This window comes from Xylanibacter ruminicola, from assembly GCF_900107775.1.
GTDB classification, from domain to species: domain Bacteria; phylum Bacteroidota; class Bacteroidia; order Bacteroidales; family Bacteroidaceae; genus Prevotella; species Prevotella ruminicola_C.
In genome coordinates, this window is record NZ_FNRF01000001.1 from 562,397 (window position 1) to 586,749 (window position 24,353).

15 protein-coding genes are annotated in these 24,353 nt (G+C 49.1%); 4 read left to right on the plus strand and 11 right to left on the minus strand.

Annotated elements, in window-relative coordinates; genetic code table 11:
• Nucleotide 1: 1 nt before the first annotated feature.
• The 4 genes from BLU97_RS02095 to BLU97_RS02110 form a co-directional block, all read right to left on the minus strand.
• Complete coding sequence (locus tag BLU97_RS02095; RefSeq protein WP_074760029.1) at nucleotides 2-961, minus strand: ABC transporter substrate-binding protein; 960 nt, start codon at nucleotides 959-961, stop codon at nucleotides 2-4.
• Nucleotides 962-1,087: 126 nt separating this feature from the next.
• Nucleotides 1,088-2,734 (minus strand): RagB/SusD family nutrient uptake outer membrane protein, encoded by a 1,647-nt coding sequence (locus tag BLU97_RS02100; RefSeq protein ID WP_074760030.1) that lies wholly within the window; start codon nucleotides 2,732-2,734, stop codon nucleotides 1,088-1,090.
• A 31-nt stretch (nucleotides 2,735-2,765) separates the two neighbouring features.
• On the minus strand, nucleotides 2,766-5,759 hold the full coding sequence (locus BLU97_RS02105) for a SusC/RagA family TonB-linked outer membrane protein (RefSeq protein WP_074760386.1): 2,994 nt from the start codon (nucleotides 5,757-5,759) through the stop codon (nucleotides 2,766-2,768).
• Between the two features lie 45 nt (nucleotides 5,760-5,804).
• Complete coding sequence (locus BLU97_RS02110) at nucleotides 5,805-7,127, minus strand: glycoside hydrolase family 28 protein (protein WP_074760031.1); 1,323 nt, start codon at nucleotides 7,125-7,127, stop codon at nucleotides 5,805-5,807.
• Nucleotides 7,128-7,257: 130 nt separating this feature from the next.
• On the opposite strand from BLU97_RS02110, the gene BLU97_RS02115 reads away from it, so the two are divergent.
• The 3 genes from BLU97_RS02115 to BLU97_RS02125 are packed head-to-tail and all read left to right on the plus strand — an operon-like array spanning nucleotide 7,258 to nucleotide 12,593.
• Nucleotides 7,258-8,142, plus strand: coding sequence for a PfkB family carbohydrate kinase (locus BLU97_RS02115; protein ID WP_074760032.1), 885 nt, complete (start codon nucleotides 7,258-7,260; stop codon nucleotides 8,140-8,142).
• Between the two features lie 12 nt (nucleotides 8,143-8,154).
• Complete coding sequence (locus tag BLU97_RS02120; protein WP_254771639.1) at nucleotides 8,155-10,566, plus strand: beta-L-arabinofuranosidase domain-containing protein; 2,412 nt, start codon at nucleotides 8,155-8,157, stop codon at nucleotides 10,564-10,566.
• Nucleotides 10,567-10,577: 11 nt separating this feature from the next.
• Nucleotides 10,578-12,593, plus strand: a complete 2,016-nt coding sequence (locus tag BLU97_RS02125; RefSeq protein WP_074760034.1) for an alpha-L-arabinofuranosidase C-terminal domain-containing protein — start codon at nucleotides 10,578-10,580, stop codon at nucleotides 12,591-12,593.
• 57 nt (nucleotides 12,594-12,650) lie between these two features.
• Here BLU97_RS02125 and BLU97_RS02130 read toward each other — a convergent pair whose 3' ends face one another.
• The 7 genes from BLU97_RS02130 to BLU97_RS02160 all read right to left on the minus strand — a co-directional run bounded on the left by BLU97_RS02130 (nucleotide 12,651) and on the right by BLU97_RS02160 (nucleotide 22,728).
• Nucleotides 12,651-13,094: a DUF6078 family protein gene (locus BLU97_RS02130; RefSeq protein ID WP_139208702.1), complete on the minus strand. Its 444-nt coding sequence runs from the start codon at nucleotides 13,092-13,094 to the stop codon at nucleotides 12,651-12,653.
• Between the two features lie 153 nt (nucleotides 13,095-13,247).
• The gene (locus BLU97_RS02135; protein WP_074760036.1) at nucleotides 13,248-14,450 is read right to left on the minus strand and encodes a VapE domain-containing protein; all 1,203 of its coding nucleotides are present in this window, start codon (nucleotides 14,448-14,450) and stop codon (nucleotides 13,248-13,250) included.
• Nucleotides 14,451-14,957: 507 nt separating this feature from the next.
• Nucleotides 14,958-16,643 carry a nucleoside kinase gene (locus tag BLU97_RS02140; protein WP_074760037.1) on the minus strand — a complete coding sequence of 562 codons (1,686 nt, stop codon included), beginning with the start codon at nucleotides 16,641-16,643 and terminating at the stop codon, nucleotides 14,958-14,960.
• 3 nt (nucleotides 16,644-16,646) lie between these two features.
• Nucleotides 16,647-17,192, minus strand: coding sequence for a hypothetical protein (locus BLU97_RS02145; protein ID WP_139208704.1), 546 nt, complete (start codon nucleotides 17,190-17,192; stop codon nucleotides 16,647-16,649).
• Between the two features lie 25 nt (nucleotides 17,193-17,217).
• Complete coding sequence (locus BLU97_RS15620) at nucleotides 17,218-19,281, minus strand: PP2C family protein-serine/threonine phosphatase (protein ID WP_081352817.1); 2,064 nt, start codon at nucleotides 19,279-19,281, stop codon at nucleotides 17,218-17,220.
• Nucleotides 19,282-19,375: 94 nt separating this feature from the next.
• The gene (locus tag BLU97_RS02155) at nucleotides 19,376-20,767 is read right to left on the minus strand and encodes an MFS transporter (RefSeq protein WP_074760039.1); all 1,392 of its coding nucleotides are present in this window, start codon (nucleotides 20,765-20,767) and stop codon (nucleotides 19,376-19,378) included.
• 8 nt (nucleotides 20,768-20,775) lie between these two features.
• Nucleotides 20,776-22,728: a sialate O-acetylesterase gene (locus tag BLU97_RS02160; RefSeq protein ID WP_074760040.1), complete on the minus strand. Its 1,953-nt coding sequence runs from the start codon at nucleotides 22,726-22,728 to the stop codon at nucleotides 20,776-20,778.
• Nucleotides 22,729-22,892: 164 nt separating this feature from the next.
• Here BLU97_RS02160 and BLU97_RS02165 point away from each other — a divergent pair, with 164 nt between their 5' ends.
• Entirely contained in the window at nucleotides 22,893-24,341 is a 1,449-nt protein-coding gene (locus BLU97_RS02165) for an MFS transporter (RefSeq protein WP_074760041.1), read from the plus strand.
• Nucleotides 24,342-24,353 lie beyond the last annotated feature (12 nt).

Here is a 24,353-nt window from a genome sequence, read left to right on the forward strand (position 1 = left end):
ATTAACGATCTAATAATTCTTGGTAAGTAATGTCGCGCTTCAGCATCCCATTCGAGCGCATCAGCATATTGGCTTTCTTCACCATATCGGGGCGCAAACGGAACTCGCGTTTCTTCGAGTCGCGGTCCACTTGCAGGCGCAGTATTTCTTTCAGCATCAGGCGCTGCAGCGTACGATTGGTAGTAACGTGGTTCTGCTGTACATATTTCATCACAATATCCAGCGTTTCCTCTGGGTGCTCGCTGGCCCATTCCCAACCCTTACGACTGGCACGGGCAAACTTCTCTGCCTTGGCCTTATGCGTCTCGTAGTAGTCGCGGCGCATGTACAAGCCATCGTCCTGAATATTGTAACCGTGGTCGCTAAAGCGATAAACATTATCCTTGGTAAATGTAAAGCCCATCTGCATCAGCTGGTAGTACTCGTTGTAGCTCATAGCCAGCGTGGCGTCGATGGCACCTTTTATAAACAAGTCGAAGTTCGATGTAAACTGTATCCACTGGTAATTCAGATGCTCCTTGCGACTCATGCAGATGGCCACCTGTCCGAATCCGGCATGCCAGATACCCACACGGGCACCCTTCTGCGTGAGCGGATTCTTACCACGGCGCGATACGATAACCGTAGAGTTGTTCATCGATGTCTGCAGGATGTTCACCAAAGGCACACCATTATCTATAATCTCCATCGCCAAGCAGAGTGGCAGCGTGGTGGCATGACTATCAGCTTCTTTGATGCGATGCATAGCCGTTTCTGATACCGATGGATGCACAATATCCACATCCAGCCCTTCGGCCTTATAGAAGCCTTTTTCCTGGGCCACATAATAACCAGCAAACTGCGCGTGGGCAGTCCACTGTGGCGTGAAGACAAACTTTCCTGTGTACTTCTTCTGCGCCAGCAACGGCAAGCAAACAGCAAGCGTTATAGCAGTAATAAATAATTTTACCTTTGGTTTCACGCCGCAAAGATACGAAAAATTATCTAACTTCCAAAACTATTAGCCATTAAAATACCATAAAAATCTGGGCAGCCACCGTAGTGCCCGCCCAGACGTATAAAGAATGTATAAAATGTATGCTTCGGATTAATAACCAGGGTTCTGCTCCCAACCTGGGTTCAGGTCAAGCACTGACTGCTTTACAGGGAAGATACGATGACGCTTGTCGAAGTTTGCATCGGGGAATCCCTGATAATGAGGGAAGAACTCATCCTCGAAGTGACCAAAGCGAATCATATCGTTACGACGCCAGTTCTCATCGAAGAACTCACGACCACGCTCCTCGTAGATTTCCTCCAGTGTAGGCTCAGCAGTAATCTGAGGTGCACCAGCGTAAGCACGAATCTGATTGAAGAGATCCTTAGCACCAGTCTTACCTATACGTGCAAGGGCCTCAGCCTTCATCAGCAGGATATCAGCATAACGGAATATTGGAAGGTCATTAGACTGGCTACGTCCATCTTTATTACCAGGCTCGTATTTTACATTGTAGTCACCTGGGATGAGGAACCACTTGATTGAGTGGCAACCCTGCTGAAGAGCATTATCGTCATTACCAACATCGATAGTATTATCCTCCTTAATGAGTGTGATGTCTTCTGTAAAGTGCACCTGCTTATTATTATACATGAAAGGCTCAGAAGTTGGCTGCAGAGTCTTGGGATCACGATTGTAAACATCGCCACGCAGAATACAGAGGTTACGGATGTCACCATCGAGACAGAACAACTTAGCAAACTCAGGTGTCACAACCATGTTTCCACCAAACGAATTAGTGAATTTATCAGTTGAGCCATAATAGTTGGGGAGTAATCCCTTCATCTGCTTAAACGAGCGAGGACGAGCGTACTGCATACCAGGAAGGGTAAGTACATCATAAGGCATAACATAGATAAAGTCTTCTACATGAGAACCATTATCATAAGAGAACTTGTGAAGATAGTCAACAGAACCGAGATTGAATTTACCGCTATTGATAATCTCATCACAAACCTCAACACAAGCATCAAGCTTTGGATTGGCAGCAGTTGCTGCATCATACTGGTCAACCGACTCTGCTGTATAAACAGCCCAGTTGATGTAAAGCTTAGCCAATAATGCCTGAGCCATGTATTTTGTTGGCTTACCGTATGTATTCTCTGTTAACTCATCTGTCAGCGAAGGAATGATTTCAATAAGCTCACTTTCAATCCATTCGGCAACTTCCTTACGTGGAGAACGGGCAACAACCTCACCTTCGGCAGGAACCTTCTCAAGGATAGGAGTGTCACCAAAACTATCCATCAGAATCCATGTAAAATAAGCACGCATAGCACGAGCAGGGGCAGTCATCTGTGCCGAAGCACTACTACCCAATTCCTCAAGTACAGTATTTGCCTTTGTGATACCAGAAGTAACATCATCATACCAATCAAGTGAAGCATCAGTAGCTCTACTGTCATGAAGTGCCTGATGAGCGTAAGTACCACTATCATAATAACCTCCGTCGAAAGCAAGAGGTGTAAACTCATCTGATGCAAGACACTGAGCCTCCATATAACGACGACCAAGTGTTCCTGAAAGATGGAAATAAACGTCAGCCATCTTTGCTTCTACCATAATCATAGGATCTACACCAGAATTCTTACTGGGGTCCTCAGTATATTGTGAACTTGGATTTACGTCCAAGTTGGTACAGCTGGTTAACGCTACGGCAAACATGCCAGCTGCAAGGAATACTTTATTTAGTTTCATAATACTTGAATCTTATTAAATGATAATAACTTTATTTCTTCTTGCCATCGCCAAAGTTAATCTTCACACCAACCATGAAGGTACGAGCGTGTGGGAAACGGCTCCAACGGTAATCAATACCAGGGTCGATACCACCGAGGTTAACCTCAGGATCGAGTCCCTTGTAGCTGGTGATAGTAAGAAGGTTGTTAGCTGTACCATAGAGGGTAAGATCCTGAATCCAGTTGTTGAAACAGTTACGGAATGTGTAGCTCAGAGAGAGAGACTGCAGACGAACATAGGTACCCTTTTCAATCCAACGGTCAGATGGGAGTGAACCAGAAGCATCACCAGCTGGGAACGACAGGAACTCCTTCAGCACGTTCTTTCCATCAGAGAACAACTGTGCACTGGTGTAATGAGCACGTGGGCTGTTGTAAACATCATTGCCGAATACGCCAGTAATAAAGGCGTTCAAACTCCAATCCTTATAAGTCAGGGTATTGTTCCAACCTGCATTCAGCTTAGGCTGTGCACAACCTGTAATAGAACGATCCTTCAGACTTGGGTTATTTGTGGTTTCGCCTGTACGATTACCATTCTCGTCCAATACATAATACTCTGAACGGCCATTAACTGTACCTGCATACTGATAGGTATAGAATGTACCAATAGGCTCACCCTCCATAATACGCTGGGTCCATCCATCAGCAGAAACACCAGCTACGTCAGGATCACCCTGAGACAGGTTAGTTGTATGATAGATCTCGTTCTGCATTTTGTCAACTCTGTTCTTATTATGCGACAGGTTGATAGTGGTGCTCCATGTAAAGTTCTTAGTGCGAACAGGAACGGCATTAATCGAGAACTCAATACCCTTATTAGTCATCTCACCCACATTGGCATCCATATAACCATATACATACTGTGTAGTACGAACAGGATAACTCCAAATCAGGTCCTTGGTTTTCTTGTTATACACTTCGATAGTACCGTTGATACGACCTCTCAAGAAAGCAAAGTCCAAACCAATGTTCAACATTGATGTTGTTTCCCACTTCAAGTCAGGGTTAGCATTCTTGGTAGCACCATAAGTACGATAGGTCTTGCCATCGTATTTAAATGTACCAGAAGCTCCATAAGTTTCGTATGAAGAATAAATATCGAATCCCATAGCATTACCTGATACACCATAACCAGCACGCAACTTCAGGTTATCAAAAATCTTCTGATTCTTCATGAAGCTCTCCTCTGTGATGTTCCATGCAGCTGATACTGATGGGAAGGTACCCCAACGGTTATTCTTACCGAATACTGAAGAACCATCACGACGAATAGTAGCCTGCAGCATGTAGCGGCTATCGAACGAGTAGTTGGCACGTCCGTAGAACGAGATATTCTTTACATTCTCAACATAGCCACTTGATACAGAGTTCTGAACACCAAGGATAGTCTGGGCATACGACATATTATACCATGTCAGGTCATCATTATAATAACCCTCAACACTCAGGCCGAAACCATCATTGTTCTTTTTCTTCTCCCAAGTATAACCGGCCATCAGGTCAATCTTGTGCTTACCTGTTGTAAAGCCATAGTTCAGATAGGTCTCAAAGGTCTGCTCGTAACCAAAATAGGTATTGCGGCTGGCCTGACCATTCTTATTACCAACACCCTCAATCTGAGAATCGCGAGTATTGTATGCACTATATGTGCTCTGATAGTTGCTCCAAGAATAGTTTACATTCCAAAGGAGGCCCTTCAGAATCTCAAGTGTGGCCTTACCGATAAACTGGTTACGCTTCCAGATGGTCTCAGAGATATTCTCCTCCATCAGAGCCAGTGGGTTGTAGTTCTTTGATCCCTTACCAATTGACCAAGTTCCATCAGCTTCTCTGATAGGATTGGTTGGCGAGTAGTAGTTCATCGCATCGAGAACAGAAGCACCCTTGTCACCTGTAGGCACACCAAAGTGCTTACCATACATAGCATTCAAACTCATCGACAGAGTGAGGCGATCCTTCAGCGTCTTAGTAGAAACAAGTGAACGTAAATTGAAACGATCCATACCTGTCATCTTAATAACACCTTCACGCTTCATCAGGTTACCACTAATCATATAGTTGGTACGACCATTTCCACCAGTAATACCTAAGTTATGATTATGGCTAATACCTGTACGCAGCACTTCCTTCTGCCAATCAACATTTGCGCCTCCATCCTTAAGAGTAACACCATTTTTCGAGGCGTACTCACGCAATTCTGCAGCAGTAGCCACATCGTACTTCTTCAGGATATTGTCGAATGCCACATAACCATTATAAGTTACATTGGTTCTATCCTCACCACCCTTCTTAGTTGTGATGATGATTACACCGTTGGCAGCCTTAGAACCATAGATAGCGGTAGCAGTAGCGTCGCGCAGTACGTCGATGCTCTCGATATCATCAGGAGATACAATAGAGATATCAACACCAGGAATACCATCTACAACATAGTATGGCGACATAGCACCTGTACGCAGTGTAGAAGCACCACGCAACGTGATGGTTGGTGAACCATTTGGGTCGGCTGTTGAAGAAACAACCAGTCCGGGCACTTTACCCTGCAGCATCTGACCTGGATCGGTAAATACACCACGGTTCAGGTCTTCGGCCTTAACAGTTGTGATAGATGAGGTAACATCCTTACGGCGCATGGTACCATAACCTACTACTACAACCTCGTTCAGCACCTTATTGTCCTCCTGAAGTGTAACCTTCATGCCATTGGTAGCGGCAAGAGTCTGAGAAAGATAACCTACATACGAGAATGTAAGCTTAGCTCCTTGTTTTACGGTCAGCGTGTAGTTTCCGTCGAAATCGGTCACAACACCATTGTTGGTTCCTGCCTCCAGAACGCTTACGCCAATGAGAGGCTCACCGGTTGCGTCCAGTACAGTTCCCGACACCTTGTTCTGTGCCAGCATCACTGTACTGCACAACAGAAAGAACACGAAGAACATGGCCTTCTGAGTTCCTTGCTTGAGATTTAGGATCTTTTGCATAATCATTAATTAAAAGTTAGTATAAAAAGAGTTTATTAAAAGTTTTTATTTGATCTCTACAGTAGCATTTTCAGTTATCAGGGGCACCTGCATGGCCTTCATAGCTTTCAGGTCGGCCTTGATAAAGCCCTCGCCTTTGCAAGGCCTCTTATCCATACTACGCGAACCTTCGCCCTGAAGTCGTACGCGTACATTATTAAAATAGATGTCCTTTACCTTGCCAGGCACGTCGCCACCTACAAAGCAGCCATTCTCGCTGGTGCTGGTAATGTTGTTAAAGTAGATACGACTCACCTCGCCGCAACGGCCCTCAATCTGCCCCTTGGGGAATCGCCAGTTGGCATCCTTATGATTACCGTTGGCACGTGGATAGCTGGTAACATAGATAGGCTCGGCCTTACCCCACCACACATCGCTCCACAGGCGGCAATCCAACTGGATGTTCGAGAACACTACATCGGTTACGGTTCCCTCGTCGCGATTCTGGATACCCAGTCCACGATTCGAGCCTGTGATGATGCAGTTATCAAACACCACGTTATAGATAGAGTCCATATTCTCGCTACCAATCTTGATGGCGCACGAGCGGCTCGACATCACACAGTTGGTAACAGTAATGTCGTGGCACGAGCCATACTGCTCGAACTCACGACGGTTCTTCAAACAAATGCAGTCATCGCCACTGGTAATGTGGCAGTTGGCAATACGTACATGCTTAGAGTGATCGATATCAATACCATCACCATTACGGATCTTCAGATTGTTAAGCAGATTGATACCATCAATCACAGCCTCATCGCAACCAATCAGGTGAACAGTCCAGTAGGCGCCCTCCTTGATGGTTACATCGCGAATGGTGAGATTCTTTACATCGGTAAGTGTGAGCACATGTGGACGTGGGTCGAAAGTCTGATCCTTCAGTGGCTTCAGCTCGTAGCTGTCGCTCAGCTCAGCCCCCATAAAGGCGATACCATTACCATGAATGGTACCCTTACCACAAATGCTGATATTCTCGGCATGCTCAGCCCATAGCCACAGCATACCCTCGCCACGGTTCTGTCCAAAAGCACTCAGCTTATAAATACGCTCATTGGGGTTAGCCTTCAGGGTGGCAGTAGCTTCCAGATAAAGCTCCACATTGCTCTTAAGCTGGATAGGACCAGCCATGAAGGTATGATTACGGGGCAACAGCACGCGACCACCGCCTTCTGCCGAACAACGGTCGATAGCACGCTGAATGGCCTGGGCATCATCTACGATACCATTGCCAATAGCTCCTGCTGCCGTCACATCGTAAACCGTCTGTGCCGCTGCCGACATCACTGTCACCCAAAGCAGGAAAACCTGCAAAAATGTTCTTTTCGTCATTTATTTCTTAGTAGTAACGAATAATTCCGAATGCAAAGATAGTATATTTTCCGAATAAAACAAAAAAATTACCAAAAAATCATTATCTTTGCACCGAAATAAAGAATATATTCAATCAAAAGTCGACAAAATGACAGATATTTGCTGTATCGGACATATCACTCGTGACAGAATCATTACGCAGGTACCCCCCGTAACCACACACAGCGCAGGCGGTTCGGCCTACTATATGGCATGGGCCATCCAGGCACTGCCCCATGACGTTAATTTCCACCTTATCACCTCGGTTAGCAGCGAGGTGATGCCCGAAGTTGAGAAACTTCGCCAGGCAGGCATCAAGGTTACTGCCTATGAGAGCGATACCAACGTGTTTTTTGAGAACAAGTATGGCATCAACATGGACAACCGCACACAGCGGGTTCTGGCCAAGTCGGCTCCGTTTACGCTAAACGAACTGAAGGACGAGCAGGCACGCGTGTTTCATCTTGGTACGCTACTGGCCGACGACTTTGCACCTGAGATTGTGGAGTATCTGGCCACCAAGGGCGATGTGAGCATCGACGTTCAGGGCTATCTGCGCGAGGTGATAGGCGAAGAAGTGCGCGCCTGCGAATGGACAGACAAGCTGCGCCTGCTGAAGCACACCGCCATTCTGAAGGTAAACGAGTGGGAGTGCCAGACGCTGACGAGTATGACCGACCCTTACGAGGCCGCCCAGCAGATTAACGACTGGGGAGTGCGCGAGGTGATTATCACCTTAGGTGGTGGCGGATCGGTGATCTATGCCGAGGGGCAGTTCTACGAAACCCCAGCCTATCCGCCTGCCAAACTGGTTGATGCCACAGGCTGTGGCGACACCTACAGCGCTGGCTATCTGTATGCCCGTGCCAGGGGGATGAGCTATATAGAAAGCGGTCAGTTTGCAGCCGCCATGTGCACGCTGAAGCTGGAACACACAGGCCCCTTTGCCCACAGCATCGACGATGTGCACCAGATCATCAAGAACAATCAATAACAACTATAACAAATGATGTACCTATTTAACAACCATTCACGAGGCCTGCTACTAACCGTGCTGCTGACATTGGCAGCTGGCAGTAGTCAAGCCCAAGACAGGCTGTATGCCAACGAGTTCCCCTTAGGGGATGTAACCCTGCTAAACGGTCCGCTGAAGCATGCGCGCGACTTGAACATCGAGACGCTGCTGAAGTACGACAACGACCGCCTGCTGGCACCTTATCTGAAAGAGGCCGGACTAACACCGAAAGGCCAGTCGTACCCTAACTGGGACGGATTGGACGGACACGTGGGCGGCCACTATCTGACTGCGATGGCCATCAATGCTGCTACTGGCAGCCAGGAGTGCCGCGAGCGCATGGAGTACTGGATTAGCGAGCTGCAGGCCTGTGCTGATGCCAATGCCAAGAACCACCCCGACTGGGGCCGTGGCTATGTGGGCGGTGTGCCCGGCAGTGACCGTATCTGGAGCAACTTTAAGAAAGGAAACTTTGGCCCCTACTTTGGCGCGTGGGTTCCTTTCTATAATATACACAAGATGTATGCCGGCCTGCGCGATGCGTGGGTTTATTGTGGCAACGAGCAGGCCAAGAAGCTCTTTCTGGGCTTCTGCGACTGGGCCATCGACCTGACAGCCAATCTCACCGATGCTCAGATGGAGCGCGCGCTGGATACCGAGCATGGTGGCATGAACGAGGTGCTGGCCGATGCCTACGCCATCACTGGCGAGCAGAAATATCTGGATGTGGCCCGCCGATTCTCGCATCGCCGCCTGCTGAACCCGCTGATGCAGCGCCGCGACGTGCTCGACAACATGCATGCCAACACCCAGGTGCCCAAGGTGATAGGTTTTGAGCGTATAGCCGAGCTGAGTGGCGACGAGGCTTACCACACTGCAGGCGCCTACTTCTGGGATATCGTAACAGGCGAGCGCACACTGGCCTTTGGTGGCAACAGTCGTCGTGAGCACTTCCCCAGTCGCGAGGCTTGTCAGGACTTTGTGCAGGATATCGACGGTCCTGAGAGCTGTAACACCAACAATATGCTGAAGCTCACCGAGGATCTGCATCGTCGCAACCCCGAAGCCCGCTATGCCGACTTCTTCGAGCTGGCTACCTTCAATCATATACTCTCAACCCAGCACCCTGAGCATGGCGGCTACGTATATTTCACTTCAGCCCGTCCGCGCCACTACCGCAACTATTCGGCTCCCAACGAGGCCATGTGGTGCTGCGTGGGCACAGGCATGGAGAATCATGGCAAGTACAACCAGTTTATCTACACTCACAGCGGCGATGCCCTGTTTGTGAACCTGTTTGTGGCCTCAGAGCTTAACTGGAAAGCCAAAGGCATCACCCTGCGCCAGGAAACCAGTTTCCCTTATAGCGAGAGCAGTCGTATCACCATCACGCAATCATCCAACACCAAACAGCCAACACCCATCATGGTGCGCTACCCCGGCTGGGTAAAGCCAGGCCAGTTCTGCGTTAAGGTGAATGGCAAGCCTGTGAGCATCGTCACTGGTCCATCAAGCTATGTAGCCATCAATCGCCAGTGGAAAAAGGGCGATGTGATTGATATCCAGTTCCCCATGTACAACAGCGTGAAGTATCTGCCCAACCTGCCACAGTATATTGCCCTGATGCACGGCCCTATCATGCTGGCTATGAAGACGGGTACTGAGGATTTGGCACACCTGATAGCCGACGACAGCCGATTCGGCCAGTTGGCCACAGGCAAAAAGCTGCCTATCGACCAAGCTCCCATCCTGGTTAATAAGGATGTGGAGAGCATTGCCAACCAGCTGCAACCCATAGCAGGCAAGCCCCTGCACTTCAACCTCAGCACCAAGATGGTAAATAAGATTGAGGGCGAGCTGATGCCTTTCTTCGAGCTGCACGATGCCCGTTACATGATGTACTGGCTGGCCCTGAGCGAGGATAGCTACAAGGACTATCTGGCCAACCTGACCAAGCAGGAGCAGGAGCGCCAGGCCCTCGAAGCCCGCACCACCGACAAGGTGCAGCCAGGCGAGCAACAGCCTGAGAGCGACCACTTTATGAAAACCGACAACTCGACTGTAGGCAACACCAATGATGTATTCTTCCGCGATGCCCGCGATGGTCACTATTTCAGCTATCTGATGCAGACGGGTGGCAAGACCGACCTGAGTCTACGCCTGAAATACTGGGGTGTAGGCGATTGGAAGAACCCTGAGTTCGATATCTTTGTAGATGACACGCTGGTAACCACCGTTAACCTCGTCGGCAAGTATCGCACCTCACAGTTCAAGTTCGAGGAGTATCCCATCCCCGCACAGTTGCTCAAGGGCAAGAAGCAGGTGCGCATCAAATTCGTGGCCAAGCCCCACAAGCAAGTTGGCGAGATTTACGAAGTGAGACTAATTAGTAACAATCAATAATATTATCAACTATGTACAAACGTTCAATTCTCTGTGCTGCCCTTGCAGCAGCCACCATGGGTCTTAACGCCCAGAAACCAGTGAAAGCCCCTGCTGGCGGCAAGGCCATCAGCAACGAGCTCATTGGTATCTTCTTTGAAGACATTAACAACTCTGCCGATGGCGGCCTCTATGCCGAGCTTATTCAGAACGGCGCATTCGAGTTCTCGCCCGTTGAGCGCGACGGCTGGGGCCCCGGCACCGCCTGGCGCATCACCCGTCCTGGTCACTCCACCGGCTATATCCAGCCACGCATGGACAACCCCGTTCATGCCAACAACGCCACCTACATGCGCCTGCACTGCGAGCGTGCCAACCAGTATTACGATTACACAGGTTGGACTGGTTTTGGTATCCAGAACGACGGTTTCGACGGCATCTCAGTTAAGGCTGGCGAGAAGTACGATTTCTCGGCCTTTATGCGTAACGTAAAAGGCAACGCCAAGCAGGTACGCGTGGTGCTGATTGAGCCTGTAAAGGGCTGGCCACCAAAGGATCCCAAACTGCTGGCAGAAACAACCTTCGATGTAAAGAACAGCGATTGGCAGAAGTTCGAGGCAGTGCTCACACCTAATGCCGACTGCAAGCAGGCTGCCCTGCAGATATTGGTACTTACCAAGGGCGATATGGACATCGACGTGGTATCGCTTATGCCCGAGGACACTTATAAGGGCCACGGCCTGCGTAAGGATCTGGCTCAGGCTTTGGCCGACCTGCATCCAAAGTTCATGCGCTTCCCTGGTGGTTGTGTGGTTCACGGCGGTGGCGATGGTTTCTGGAACACCTATCGCTGGAAGACTACCATCGGACCTAAGGAGACACGTCGCCAGCTTAAGAACACCTGGGGTTATCACCAGAGCGTAGGTCTGGGTTACTTCGAGTACTTCCAGTTCTGCGAGGATCTGGGTATGGAGCCTCTGCCCATCCTGCCTGCTGGTGTAAGCTGTCAGGGTGCCAACGGTGGTTGGGGCATGAAAGGCCAGGCTCAGGATGTAGTGCCTATGAGCGAGATGGACGAGTGGGTTGATGAGTGTATCGACCTGATTGAGTGGGCCAACGGCGATCCTGCCACCAACAAATGGGCCAAGATGCGTGCCGATGCCGGCCATCCAAAGCCCTTCAACCTCAAGTACTTAGGTATTGGTAACGAGGAGCGCATCTCGCCCGAGTTCTGCGAGCGCTTCAAATACATCTACGAGCGTGTAACCAAGGCTCATCCCGAAATTGTGATTGTTGGTACAGCCGGTCCTGGCTCGCATGCCGATAACGGCGACTACCAGAACGGTTGGAAACTGGCCGACGAGCTGGCTATGCCTATCCTCGACGAGCACTACTACGAGCCCAACACCTACTTCCTGAACAAGCGCCAGTACGACAGCTATCCACGCGACCGCAAGACCAAGGTTTACCTGGGTGAGTATGCCGCTAAGGACAAGAAACTCATCGACGCCCTGGCCGAGGGTCTGTATCTGTTGCACGTAGAGCGCAACGGCGATGTAGTAGCTATGACATCTTACGCTCCCCTGTTTGCCCGTAAGAACGGTACCCAGTGGAACCCCGACCTGATTTACTACGACAACGAGCGCCCATTCCTTACCTGCAGCTACTATGTACAGCAGATGTTCGGACAGTCAAGCGGTAACTACTACTATGGCGACTGTGTGAAGTTTGAGGGCGATGCTGCCGATGCCATCCAGCCTATGGAGGGTGTGCACTACGGTCAGAGCGTGATCCTTAACACCAAGACCCGCCAGCTGTTTGTTAAGCTTGTTAACGCCAGTGCCGATGCCAAGAAGGCCAACATTAACCTGAGCCGCTTTGGCATTAAGAAACTGGCCACCAAGACCACCATCGCTGGTCAGCCCAACGACGAGAACAACTTCGACGCCCAGCCCATCGCTCCTAAGAAAGAGCAGATCAAGGCCCAGAAGAAGTTCGCCCTCGACCTGGCCCCCTACTCAATGGTTATGCTGCAGTACCAGCTGTAACATCAGCTAAACATACAAAAAAAGGCTTGCTCTGCTATATTGAGCAAGCCTTTTTTCTTAGTAATCAAAATCCCAGGCGGATATGTAGTGGTCGAACCTGACGTCTTCGGTAGGACCGAACTGGGCGATGATGTTCATAATGCCCTCCTGCTGCTCGGGTGTGAGCAGTAGCTCGCCATGATGGGCGCGATAATATGGTCCGTTGCCACGGCCAAAGAATGAGCTTACACTCTGTCGGGCCTCGGCCTTATGATACTTGTCCACGTTCTTATACAGCTGACTGAATCCCCAGGCCTTCCGTACCAGTTTCTTCTCACGATAGTAGCAGCACTCGCCATCCAGCCAGGCTGTAGGATATATGGCCATGCCACAACCACGCTCCCCTCGCTTTAGCAGCATGGCCTGATAGTGCATGCACGTATCTTTTTTACCACACTCGCTATTAAAACACAGGGCATAGCTCCCAGGGATGTTTTCTACTTTCAGTTCTTTCTCTTCCATATTCATATTTTTTTAGTTATTAATCAAAAAATCTCTCATCTCTCAACAAATCTCTCAAAACCCTCATAAACACTGGTGATTCGGGCGATGAGAGATGGCTTTTATCCCTCCCTCATCTCTCCCTAATCTCTCATGCCATCTCTCCCTACATGTCTATGCCACCTTGATAGGCATCACATCGTAGTACGAGATATGAGCACGCTCCCTGTGCTTAAAACCCAGCGCCTTGATGGTTTTACCCAGTCGAACCTTGTTGCCGATGGTATTGGTGAGCGAAGGATAGCTCTTCTGCATCACAACTATCATCTGGTCGCAATTCATCGCCTTAGGTACCTCACCTTCTTCAGGATGGCGGAAACATGCCACAAACATCTCGCCCAGGTCCTTCTGTTCCATAAAGTCCTGATTAAGCAGCTGTATGCGTGCCACCTCGTCGTTACTGAACCAGTAGGGAGCCTTCAGCTCCTGCAACTCGTAAACCACCTGAGCATATAGCTGCAGATAGTCGATGTCGCCCTCATTATTAATCAGGTGCCCGTCAGGTATCTGGATACAGATGTATCGGCGACTACCTGTAGGGTCGGTCAGAGGGTGAGGATTGTTGGTAGTTGCCACAAACGATGCGTATCGAGGGCGATCCTGCTGGGTGCGTCCAAAGATAGGGCGACCATTCACCTTACTTACCGACAGCGTCTGCTTAAGCTTCGACTGCTGTTTAACGCCAATGGCCTCGAGTTCGTCCAGGTTCACAATGAGATTGTTGGTAAGCGCCATCTCCTTGTCGAACTTATTGCCCAGATTCAGGTGATCGAGATAATACTCACGCAGTTCAGGGGGCAGCAGTCGACGCACAAAGGTGGTCTTACCACAACCCTGAGCGCCTATAAACGTAGGTACACACTCGTTGCCATGTAGCATATCCATCTGCAGCCAATGGGCTACGGCAGAGCGGAGCCAGATGGTGAGATAGTTAAGCTGCTCAGAACTGATGCCAGGTATGCGACCAAATATCCTGGCGATATGGTTCTGTCCATCCCATTTGGGTAGAGTAGTCAGGAATGCCTGCGCAGGATTATACACAGGCACCTCCTCAGATTCCACATATTCCGTTATCTCTGTCTTAGGACTTCCCTTTTCCAGTATCTGTTCACGCTTGGCACGAATCACGATACTGTTCAGGGCCTCCTTAGTTAGAGGTCGGAACACATCTGCTTTAGGCAGCATAGCATATTCCACCTTGCCGTTTAGGGTGTTTCGGCGGAACACATAATTCTCGTTGAGGAACAGCTCGATGGCGAGCGTTGCCTCCTGTGAAGCGTTATTTGCCTCACTGGTAGAAACACAGTTTTCAGTCATATAAAAAAGATTTTAAAAAGATTTATACTCTTCCTTTAGTCCTTCTCCTTTGGTCCAGTTTTTGGCGCGCTTTCCACAGCGTGCGTTTCATGGTGCAAAGATACAAAAAAAATCGCGGTTTGCAAGTGTTTCCCCCCAATTATTTTCATTTTTTCTTGAAATGTTAAAATTTGAATGGTGTTGAGATATGGAGGGAGGGATGAGGGAGAGATTAGGGAGGGATTCTGAGAATCTCTCATCTCCAAAAATACCAGTGTTTATGCGGGGTTCGAGCGATTTGTTGAGAGATGGAGGAATTTACAATAAAAACGTTGTAGATAGTGCAAGCCGACGCCATTGATATCGCCAATAAAAGCGCAAAAAAATTCCCAACTTGGGAATGTTTTGTCCCCAACCTGGGAACGTTTCGTTCCCACCGTGGGAAGGTTGTGTTCCACTAATGGGAATATCAAACAAAAAAGGCTTGCTCGGGATAATTGAGCAAGCCTTTTGTTTTGTTGTTTATTTTTAGCCCCTGTATTTGAAGCTGCTGCCACCAACGAACTCACGCATGATGCTGGTGGGGGGAATCTCCTTATCGCTGATGGGGATAAAGTAGTGCAGGAACTTTAACAGGCGATGGGCCTCGGCATACTCTGGGCAGTTTTTAGGAACTGACGCGAGGATAACCTCGGCATGGGTGCGCAACACGGCAAACTCGATGTTGAGGGCCGAGTTGAACATCACATCGGCTGTTTCCTGGAAAGGTACTATCCACTGGTCCTCGGCCTCGCACACGCTGTGCCACTGACTGATAGTCTCGCGAGCCGAGAAGGCGCCTTTGTTGTAATCGCGGATAATGCGACGCAGCAAACGGTTGTCCTGTGTGGGAATCCAGTTATGATCGTCGAGCGAGATGCTGGTAAGGGCCGAGATATAGATCTTGTACTTGGCCGAATCGGCAATCTGCTTGGTGAGCAGGGGATTCAGGGCGTGGATACCCTCGATAATCAGCACGCTATCGTTGCTCAACTTAAACTTCTTGCCGTTCCACTCGCGCTTACCTGTTACAAAGTTATACTGGGGCACCTCTACTACCTCGCCCTTCATCAGACGCTCCAAGTGCTCGCCCAGCAGCTTGTAATCTACGGTCTCGATATTATCAAAGTCGTACTGACCGTTAGGCAGCTTGGGGGTATCGACACGATTCACAAAGTAATCGTCGGTTGAGAACGAATAGGGGCGCAAACCGCAGGCCAGCAACTGTACAGAAAGGCGCTTACAGAAGGTAGATTTACCTGAGCTCGACGGTCCTGTAATGAGGACTATACGGATGGGATTCTCTGGATCGCGGAAACGCTGATCGATTTCTTCGGCGATTTTCACAATCTTCTTTTCCTGCAGGGCCTCGCTCACCTGAATAAGCTCGGAGCCATAGCCACGCAGGATGGCCTTGTTGACATCGCCGGCATTCGACAGGCGCATGATGATATCCCAACGCACCTTTTCGGCAAACACCTCGAACGTGCGAGGCATGTCAACCTTCTCGGCCAGTTTGGTAGGGTCGTTCTTATCAGGCACACGCAGCAACAGGCCGTCGTGATAGCGCTCCAGGCCCCACACCTTGAGGAAGCCTGCCGAGGGCACCAGCGGACCATAGTAATAATCTACGGTATCGCCCAGCATATAATAATCGGTATATATCTGACCGCTGGTTTCAATCAGCTTTACCTTATCGGCAAAACCACGCTCGCTGAACACACGTACAGCCTCGTCGGTTGTGGCCTCGGTGCGACGGAAAGGCAGGTCGAGATCAACAATCTCCTTCATGCGCTGGCAGATTTTCTGCACATCCTCATCCGTCAGGGGCTCGTTGTTTTTCTTTTTAAAGTTGCAGTAGTAGCCGTTTGAGATGGGGTGCTCCATGTAGAGCTTGCTACCAGGGAACACATCGCTGGTGGCCTTGTAGAGCACAAAGCACAGCGAACGGGTATAAACACGACGACCTGAACCACTGCGGGCATCAAGGAACTCTACGTCGCGATTCTGATACAAACGGAACTTCAGGCCTTGCGAGGCGTTGTTGACCTTGGCTGATACTACTGGATACTTAAAATTAAGTTCGCTAGCAAACGCCTGATAAACGTCGGCCAACGATGTGCCTTCAGGGAAACTCTTGGTGATGTTGTTATTCTTGCAACGGATATGTAACATACTCTACTGGTGTTTTTTCATACTTACCTTATCGATAGCTATCTTTTGGCAACCAACGCCCACAATAGCCAACTGGGCCTTGGCACAGCTACCATGAGCCGTAAACACAGCGTGGTACTGCTGCCACTGGTTGCCTCTGGCACGGATGGTAGCCTCGGCCAGGGGCTGGCGCTGCTCATCGACCAGCTGGATAATCAGCAGTTTGCAGCCTTCCACACGGCTCTCTTCCTTCAAGGCAGGCAGATTGCGCAGACATACTGAGAAATCGTACTTGGTGCCCTCGACTACAGGGATACCATCAAAACCCTGGTTATAGATGGTGTCGCAGCAGATAACGGCATAGCAAGGATTATCGGCACTAACAGGATCAACATATACCACTACCAGGGGCTTGCGGCTATCCCAAGCGGTGGTGGCATTAGTGCCTTTTTCAACCCTGGGGGTTAATTCAAAATCGCCATTACGAATAAGCTCGGCTTCCTGAGCCTGAGCTGTGAGAGTGCATAATGCCAGCAACAGCATCATACAAAGATGTTTACACTTAATCATATCAAATATTATCTTTTTTTAAAGTCTATACTACATGCAGGCAGAGCATGGTGAGATCGTCGTTAGGATCAGCGCCGTTGCGATGACGATTCACCTCGTTCTTCATGGTATCTACCATATCGCGGGGACTCAGATGGCTGGTACGCTTAACAACGTTAAGCACCTCATCGTCGCCAAACTGCTCGAGTTTCGTGTTCTCGGCCTCGTTCAGTCCATCAGTATATACAAAGAACAGGTGGCCACGTATATCATCAATTACCTCGCCAGTATATTTCAGTCCTTCCCAAAGGCCGATAGGCGCATTGGATTCCATCTCCAGGAATCTGCTCTCGTTGCCATTACCCAGTATGGGGGGATTATGGCCTGCATTACAGAAGTCGAGCTTGCCGGTACGCAGGTTCACCATACCGATAAACATGGTAATAAACATGCCGTCGTCGTTATGCTCGCTCAGTTCCGCATTCAGCTCGGTAGCCAACTTAGCAGGCGTGTAGTTACGCTTAACCATAGCACGGAACAACCTGATAACCTGGGCCATGAAGAGCGCTGCGGGCACTCCCTTACCTGATACGTCGCCTACGCAGAAGCACAGATTATCGCCAATAATCAGATAGTCGTACAAATCGCCTCCTACCTCCTTGGCGGCTGTCATCGAGGCATAGAGATCGAAATCGGAGCGCTGTGGGAACTCGCTGGGTACCATCGACTCCTGAATGTGGCGGGCAATACGCAACTCACTCTCGATACGCTCCTTGGCCGATGTGGTTTCCTCGAGCTGGTCGTAAGCCGCCTTCAGTTCGTTATGCGCCTTGTGCAACTTGGCAGCTGCCTTTTGCTTGTAAAGGGCATAAACAATAAAGAAGCCGATAATCAGAATAATAGTAACAACAGCGGCTATCTGACGTTCGCGCATCAGCTTGGCCTTATTCTCGGCCAGTCGGGTTTCGTTCTGCTCGGTATTGTAGATAGTGGCCAGTTCGGCAGCATTGTCGGCTCTTGCACGATCGATAGCTACACTCAGCGAGTCGCAGATAAAGGTACTGATAGCATAAACCGAGTCCTTGCGACCTGCCTTGAGGTTGGCCTCGTACTTCTTCAGATAATAGGTTTCGAGATTCTCAATCGAGAACTCCATGCGATATTTGTTTACCAACTCATCGAGTCGCTGGAAACAAACGGCTGCATCTTTCCATTGTTTGGCCTCAATCAGGTACTCGCCAGCATCGTAGATACCCTCAGGACTCTTACTGAACTTGGTGTTTCTGAAGTCGAGATAAGCCAGATACGACTCCTGCGATTGCCCTAACGATACAAGCGCTGTGGCACGATAGATACTACAACGGGCAAGCTGCTTGTCGATATAGTCCTCGTCGGCAGAATATAGCCTCTCGTATTTGTGTACCAGCTCTTCATAGCGGTCGCACCAATACAGGGCCTGCTGATACTGATGGGTGGCATTGCACGAGTAAGCCATATTTACAATGCCTGCAATGGCACCTTTGTAAGTAGATTCGGTAGGTGATGCGCTGATGCGCTCAAGATGCTTGTTATAAGCGCGTTCGAACGATTTCTTAGTAGTTTCTTCCATGCCAGGCAAACGGGCCTGTCCGCAACCGATAAACACCAGCAGGTTTACATAATCGGTGGTGGTATCGCAACCTAACACCTCGAGTTTTTCGGCTGCATTGATGGCCTCTTTCAGCGAACCGTCGTAGTCGCCCTTCAGGTTCAGCAGGTTAGCCAGATGACTGGCCGCCTTGGCGTAATAATCTACCTGCTCGGAATTATTAAAGTTTTCTACTTCGCTCTCGGCCTTCTTCCAGTAATACTCGGCTGTGCGCTTCTTACCCATGCGGTCGCTGGCATAGCCACTCCAATAGTGCGACTGAACTTCGGAAATAGCACCAATCTTACCAAGGCTATCGGCTAAAGACAACAACAACGGATAGTCCTTATGCTTATACGCATCAAGGACTAATCCGTCGGCTGTATTCTTTTCAAGTCCTGTTTCTTTCCGTTCGCCGCATGCAACCACCAGCATCACCACCAGTGAGAAACAAGCCAGTAGTTTAATAGTTCTGTGGCTCATTCTTCTGCCCAATAATCATTTATTGTGGGCAAAGATACGGAAAAAGTTTGAAACTTGCAAGATATTACATCAAAAATTTATAAATATCGCTCTTTTATCCACGAGCCTCGATTTCCTTGTTAATCTCGTCCAGACGCTCATCGGTAAGAGGATACTTGTAGATAAGGCCTCCAACGATAATCAACAGAACGGCAGGAATGATACAGGTGAACACCAGAATAGCATTCTGAGCTGTTACTGAATACTCAGCCAGGTGGGTATAATAAGCGTTTACAGGTGCGCTGATGAACGAAGCCAGGAACACCGTTACAAAGATGCTGAGTACCAGCTGCAGGCACTTGTTGGCCTTGAACTCGGCAAACATCTCGCCATAAGTAACAGGCTTTTCGGGTGTAGTGGCAATGCGCTCCTTACAGCCTGTGAAGCAGTAAAGCAGCAATACAAAACCTACAATAGCAAATACGCAGGTAACAGTAAACCAAGCTGTAGGATCGATAGGCAGAGCCGACTCCTCGCTGGCCAGGTCGAAACCAATCATACCCATTACCAGTGGGGTAATCCAGCCAGCGATTGAGAAACCAGCCTTGAAGGCTACACCAGCCAGAGCGTTTACGGTAGCAGCAGGACGGTTGCCAGTACGATACTCGGCCTCGGTAATTACCTCAGGCACAAGGGCCCACATGAGCGAACCAACCAGCAGGCCAACACCTGTCATCACCTTAGCGGTCTGTACCAGTGTATTGAGCTCGGCTACATCGAAGAACTTACCAATGGTGAACAGGATGACAAAACCTACAAAACCGATGGTGAGCAGCAGGTAATACAGCCCCTTCTTACCCAACCAACTCTTCAGCATAGGCAGCGAGGGCAGGATAACGAAGGCAGGAATGGTACCAATGGCCATGAACAGAGCCTGGTTCCAGTCGATCATGGTATGAGCAACCATAGCCAAACCGATTGGGAAACCAGCCTGAACCACAATCTGACCGATGTTGGCACATACCATACGGGTAGATGTAAGCTTCAGCACCTCGTCGTTATCGCGAGTCATACTGGCCATGATAGAGCCATAAGGTATATTTACTACCGAGTAGATCATGCTAAGCACGGTATAGCTAACGGTGGCATAAATCAGCTTCATGCTGGGCGACCAGGTAGCGGCCTGAGGCAGCATGAGCAGGCAGGCAGCAACCGTCAAGGGGATACCACCATACAGCAGATAGGCACGATACTTACCCAGTTTGGGGTTGCGGTTGTCGATATAACGACCTACTACAGGACTCCAGAAACAGTCGATGAGTCGGACAGAGAGAATCAGTCCGCTTACAAAAGCCGGATTAATCTTCAGTACTGTAGTCAGGTAAAGCATGAGGTAACATGCTACTGTCTGGAAAATAAGATTCTGCGCCAGGTCGCCCGATCCATAGCCGATGCGCTGGAGCCACGAAAGCTTGTAGAAGCCTTTGGTTTCGTTAGATGTACTCATATTATTTATTAGTTATTAATTGATAATTCGAATGAACTCATAGGCAGTCCGCTCAGCGAGCGAACATTGGCCTGCTTGGGGTCGTCCTTCCAGGCATAGCGGATCTTCAAGCTTGATGCCTGAGATGCCGTGGGATAAAATATGGTAATCACGTTACCCTTGCCGACAGCAGGCACATTCTGGTATTTATCGCTACCATTGTTGCAAACCTCGAATGTATAGAGGTCGCCTTCCTGTATGGGCTGGTCGAGTGTGAGCTGGATAGCCGCATCACTCACACGGGTAGATACCACCTCGGGCGACAATTTCACCTTATTATTATATAAGAGCTTATCAAAGCACAAGCCGATACGATCGGCCACCTCTTTTTTACGCAGGGGATGGATATCAATCGTCTCACCCAGATCGTTAATCACAGCCAACTCGGCTTTGGCATCGGCCTTAGCCACTGTGCGCTGAGCCTCGCGCAGCTGTGCCCAACCGCTGTTTACAGGTTCTGTCTGTGGAGTGATGGGGCGTGGGAAGCCTGTTTGCTGGCGACCGTCGTAGTTGGCCAACTGCACAATCACAAATGGCATCTGCTGGTCGTTCCAGCGATTGCGCCAACTGCCCATGAGCTTTTTCAGATAGTCGGCATATGGGGCAGGATTGCCAGTATTCGATTCACCCTGATACCATACCACACCATTAATGGCGTAAGGTGCCAATGGATACAGCACAGCATTATACAGTGTGGTGGGCAGGTTCTGCAACGATACGTCGCCACTGGGACACTGAGGCATCTCGGCACCCACCTTCATCTTCCACTGCGGACTGAGTGGTTGTACATCTTTTGGCATGGGTTTTTGCGAGAAGCGGTCGTCGCCAAAACACAGCATGTAAGGCTTTTCGGGAATGAAATGTACAGCGCCGAACTTATTGATAAAACGGATGGTAATCACATTATCACCCTCTTTCAACATGCCCTCGGGGATATCATAGCGGCGTGGGGGATACTGATAACCCGTTTGTCCAATCTGCTTGCCGTTCAGATAGGTCACATCACGATCAAACAGCGTGCCCAACAACAGGCGGGCAGGTTTTCCTGCATGATCCTTATCGATAGTAATATGCTGTCGGAGCCAAACGCTACCTGTGCCATGCCATGCCCAGTTATTCTGATCAATCTGCTGCCATGAGGTTTCATCTACAGCCACATCAGCATAACCTGGGTCGGTCTGGTTCAGAATGCTTTCCCACTGCTGGTTGGCAGCACCATTGGCCTGCATTTGCGCGCGTACATAATTATCGTTCTGATACATCTGCAGCTTTTTAATCAGCATGGGATAGTCGGCTTTCAGCGAATCCTCGCTAATCCAAGCCTCGATAGGTGTGCCACCCCAGCTATTAACAATAATACCCTGAGGCACCTTGTTGGTCTGGAACATGCGCTTACCCAAGAAATAGCCGGCAGCCGAGAACAACCAGGCATTCTGCTTGTTAACTGGTTTCCAGTTGATGTTGGTAGCGCGGATATCCTCCTTTACACCATGGGTGCTGGTTTCGTTCTGTACACGGAACAAGCGGATCTGACTGTTCTCGTAGTTATCAATCTCCTGGGTGTACTGCGGATAAACACGCTCGATGGTTACATCGATGTTCGACTGACCAGAGAGCAGCCATACATCACCCACCAGAATATTATCAATGGTTTGATCGTTGACCGTTAACTGATAAGGGCCACCTGCTTTCATCTTAGGCAGGTCAACACGCCATCGGCCATCGGCATCGGCGGTAGTTTGATACACCTTCTTGTTGAAACGTACGGTTACGGCTTCGCCGGCATCGGCATGGCCCCAAACAGGTATGAGTTTGCCACGTTGCACCACCATACCCGACTGGAACAGTTTAGGCATGGTTACTTTTGCATCGGCTACTGACAAACAAAATAGTGTTGCGCAAAAAAATATAATTTTCTTCATAATTGTTGCTTTGAGGTCACAAAATTAAGAAAAATCTGCGATGAAACCGCCAAAATGAATCATTTTGTTATGCAATGACACATTTTGAAAAACTTCTGTAACAATTTAAAATGTAAACTCGCCGATTTTTCACTACCTTTGCAGCAGTTTTATTTTCAGCAGATATGAATAAATTATCATCGCAACAGGTATCATTAGGTGAGAAGGTCGGCTATTCGTTAGGAGATGCCGCCGCTAACTTGGTATTCCAGATGATGTTGATATTCCAGTTGAAGTTCTATACCGATGTATTTGGACTCGACGGAGCTGTTGCTGGTTCGGTGCTGATGATAGCCAGCATTTCAGCCATCATCGTTGATCCTGCCATCGGTCTGCTTACCGATCATACCAACACCCGCTGGGGTAAATTCCGTCCTTGGATGCTTTGGACTGTTATCCCCTTCTGCGTATTCTACATGTTGGCATTCTATAATCCAGGCATTCACCAGAAAAGTTCTGTAGCCATCTACGCAACCATCAGTTATGTGTTGCTGATGACGGCCTACTCCTTTAATAATATACCTTATTCTTCTTTAGGAGGTGTGATGACCAGCGATATACGCGAGCGCACCAGCATTACTACCATCCGATTTGTGGTAGTAACCATCGCGCAGTTCGTGGTACAGGGTCTTACATTACCTCTGGTAGATCATTTTGCCGAGGGCCACACTCTGCAGCATGGCTGGAGTTGTACCATCGCCATCTTTGCCTGCATCGCCTTTGTGTTCTTTATCATCACGTTTGCCGTGTCGAAGGAGCGCATACAGCCGCCGCCACGCCAGCAGCTCAGTGTGAAAGAGGACATTAAGAATACGGTTTCGAATGTATCGTGGAATGCAATGGCATTACTCACATTTGCGCTGTTCGTCACATTAGCCATGTGGGGATCGGCCATGAACTTCTACTTCCAATACAATGTAGATCAGAAGTCGCTATACGATTTCTTGTCGCATTTCATCAGTCTCGACTTCAACAATGCCTACTCTATCGGCTTCTCAGCCTTTAACATGATGGGCGCCATCGTGCAGTTTGTAGGTGTGATTTGTCTGTCGCGCTATCTGGCCAACAAGTTTGGTAAGAAGAAGACCTTCAAGGTTTGTCTGAGTCTGACAGCATTCCTTACTGCCCTGTTCTATATCCCAGAGCCTACCGACGTAGGATTGCTGTTTGTGATCAATTTCCTGCGCTCATTGGCTTATGCACCTACTATCCCACTACTATGGGCTATGATTGGCGATGTGGCCGACCATATCGAATACGAGAGTCATCGCCGTGCCACAGGCTTCTGTTTCTCAGGCATCGTGCTGGCCCTGAAGTTAGGATTAGGCTTTGGAGGCGCCATCGCAGGTATCATTATTTCGATGTTCGGCTATGTAGCTGGTGGCGAAACTACCATACAGAACGAGAGTGCCACCATGGGTATCCGTCTGGTATCGAGCATTGTGCCAGCCATGCTGTTCATGGTAGGTGTGCTGGCGCTGCACTATTACCCCATATCGAAAGAGTATAACGAGAATATGCAGGCAGAACTGTCGGCACGCCGCAGGATTGCCAACCAGAATAATGATTATTAACTATAAAAAATG

Coding starts and splice junctions, on each gene's coding strand:
- BLU97_RS02100 (WP_074760030.1), bottom strand. CDS start 2,734: ATGAAACTAAATAAAGTATTCCTTGCAGCTGGCATGTTTGCCGTAGCG.
- BLU97_RS02105 (WP_074760386.1), bottom strand. CDS start 5,759: ATGCAAAAGATCCTAAATCTCAAGCAAGGAACTCAGAAGGCCATGTTC.
- BLU97_RS02110 (WP_074760031.1), bottom strand. CDS start 7,127: ATGACGAAAAGAACATTTTTGCAGGTTTTCCTGCTTTGGGTGACAGTG.
- BLU97_RS02115 (WP_074760032.1), top strand. CDS start 7,258: ATGACAGATATTTGCTGTATCGGACATATCACTCGTGACAGAATCATT.
- BLU97_RS02120 (WP_254771639.1), top strand. CDS start 8,155: ATGATGTACCTATTTAACAACCATTCACGAGGCCTGCTACTAACCGTG.
- BLU97_RS02125 (WP_074760034.1), top strand. CDS start 10,578: ATGTACAAACGTTCAATTCTCTGTGCTGCCCTTGCAGCAGCCACCATG.
- BLU97_RS02130 (WP_139208702.1), bottom strand. CDS start 13,094: ATGGAAGAGAAAGAACTGAAAGTAGAAAACATCCCTGGGAGCTATGCC.
- BLU97_RS02135 (WP_074760036.1), bottom strand. CDS start 14,450: ATGACTGAAAACTGTGTTTCTACCAGTGAGGCAAATAACGCTTCACAG.
- BLU97_RS02140 (WP_074760037.1), bottom strand. CDS start 16,643: ATGTTACATATCCGTTGCAAGAATAACAACATCACCAAGAGTTTCCCT.
- BLU97_RS02145 (WP_139208704.1), bottom strand. CDS start 17,192: ATGATTAAGTGTAAACATCTTTGTATGATGCTGTTGCTGGCATTATGC.
- BLU97_RS15620 (WP_081352817.1), bottom strand. CDS start 19,281: ATGAGCCACAGAACTATTAAACTACTGGCTTGTTTCTCACTGGTGGTG.
- BLU97_RS02155 (WP_074760039.1), bottom strand. CDS start 20,767: ATGAGTACATCTAACGAAACCAAAGGCTTCTACAAGCTTTCGTGGCTC.
- BLU97_RS02160 (WP_074760040.1), bottom strand. CDS start 22,728: ATGAAGAAAATTATATTTTTTTGCGCAACACTATTTTGTTTGTCAGTA.
- BLU97_RS02165 (WP_074760041.1), top strand. CDS start 22,893: ATGAATAAATTATCATCGCAACAGGTATCATTAGGTGAGAAGGTCGGC.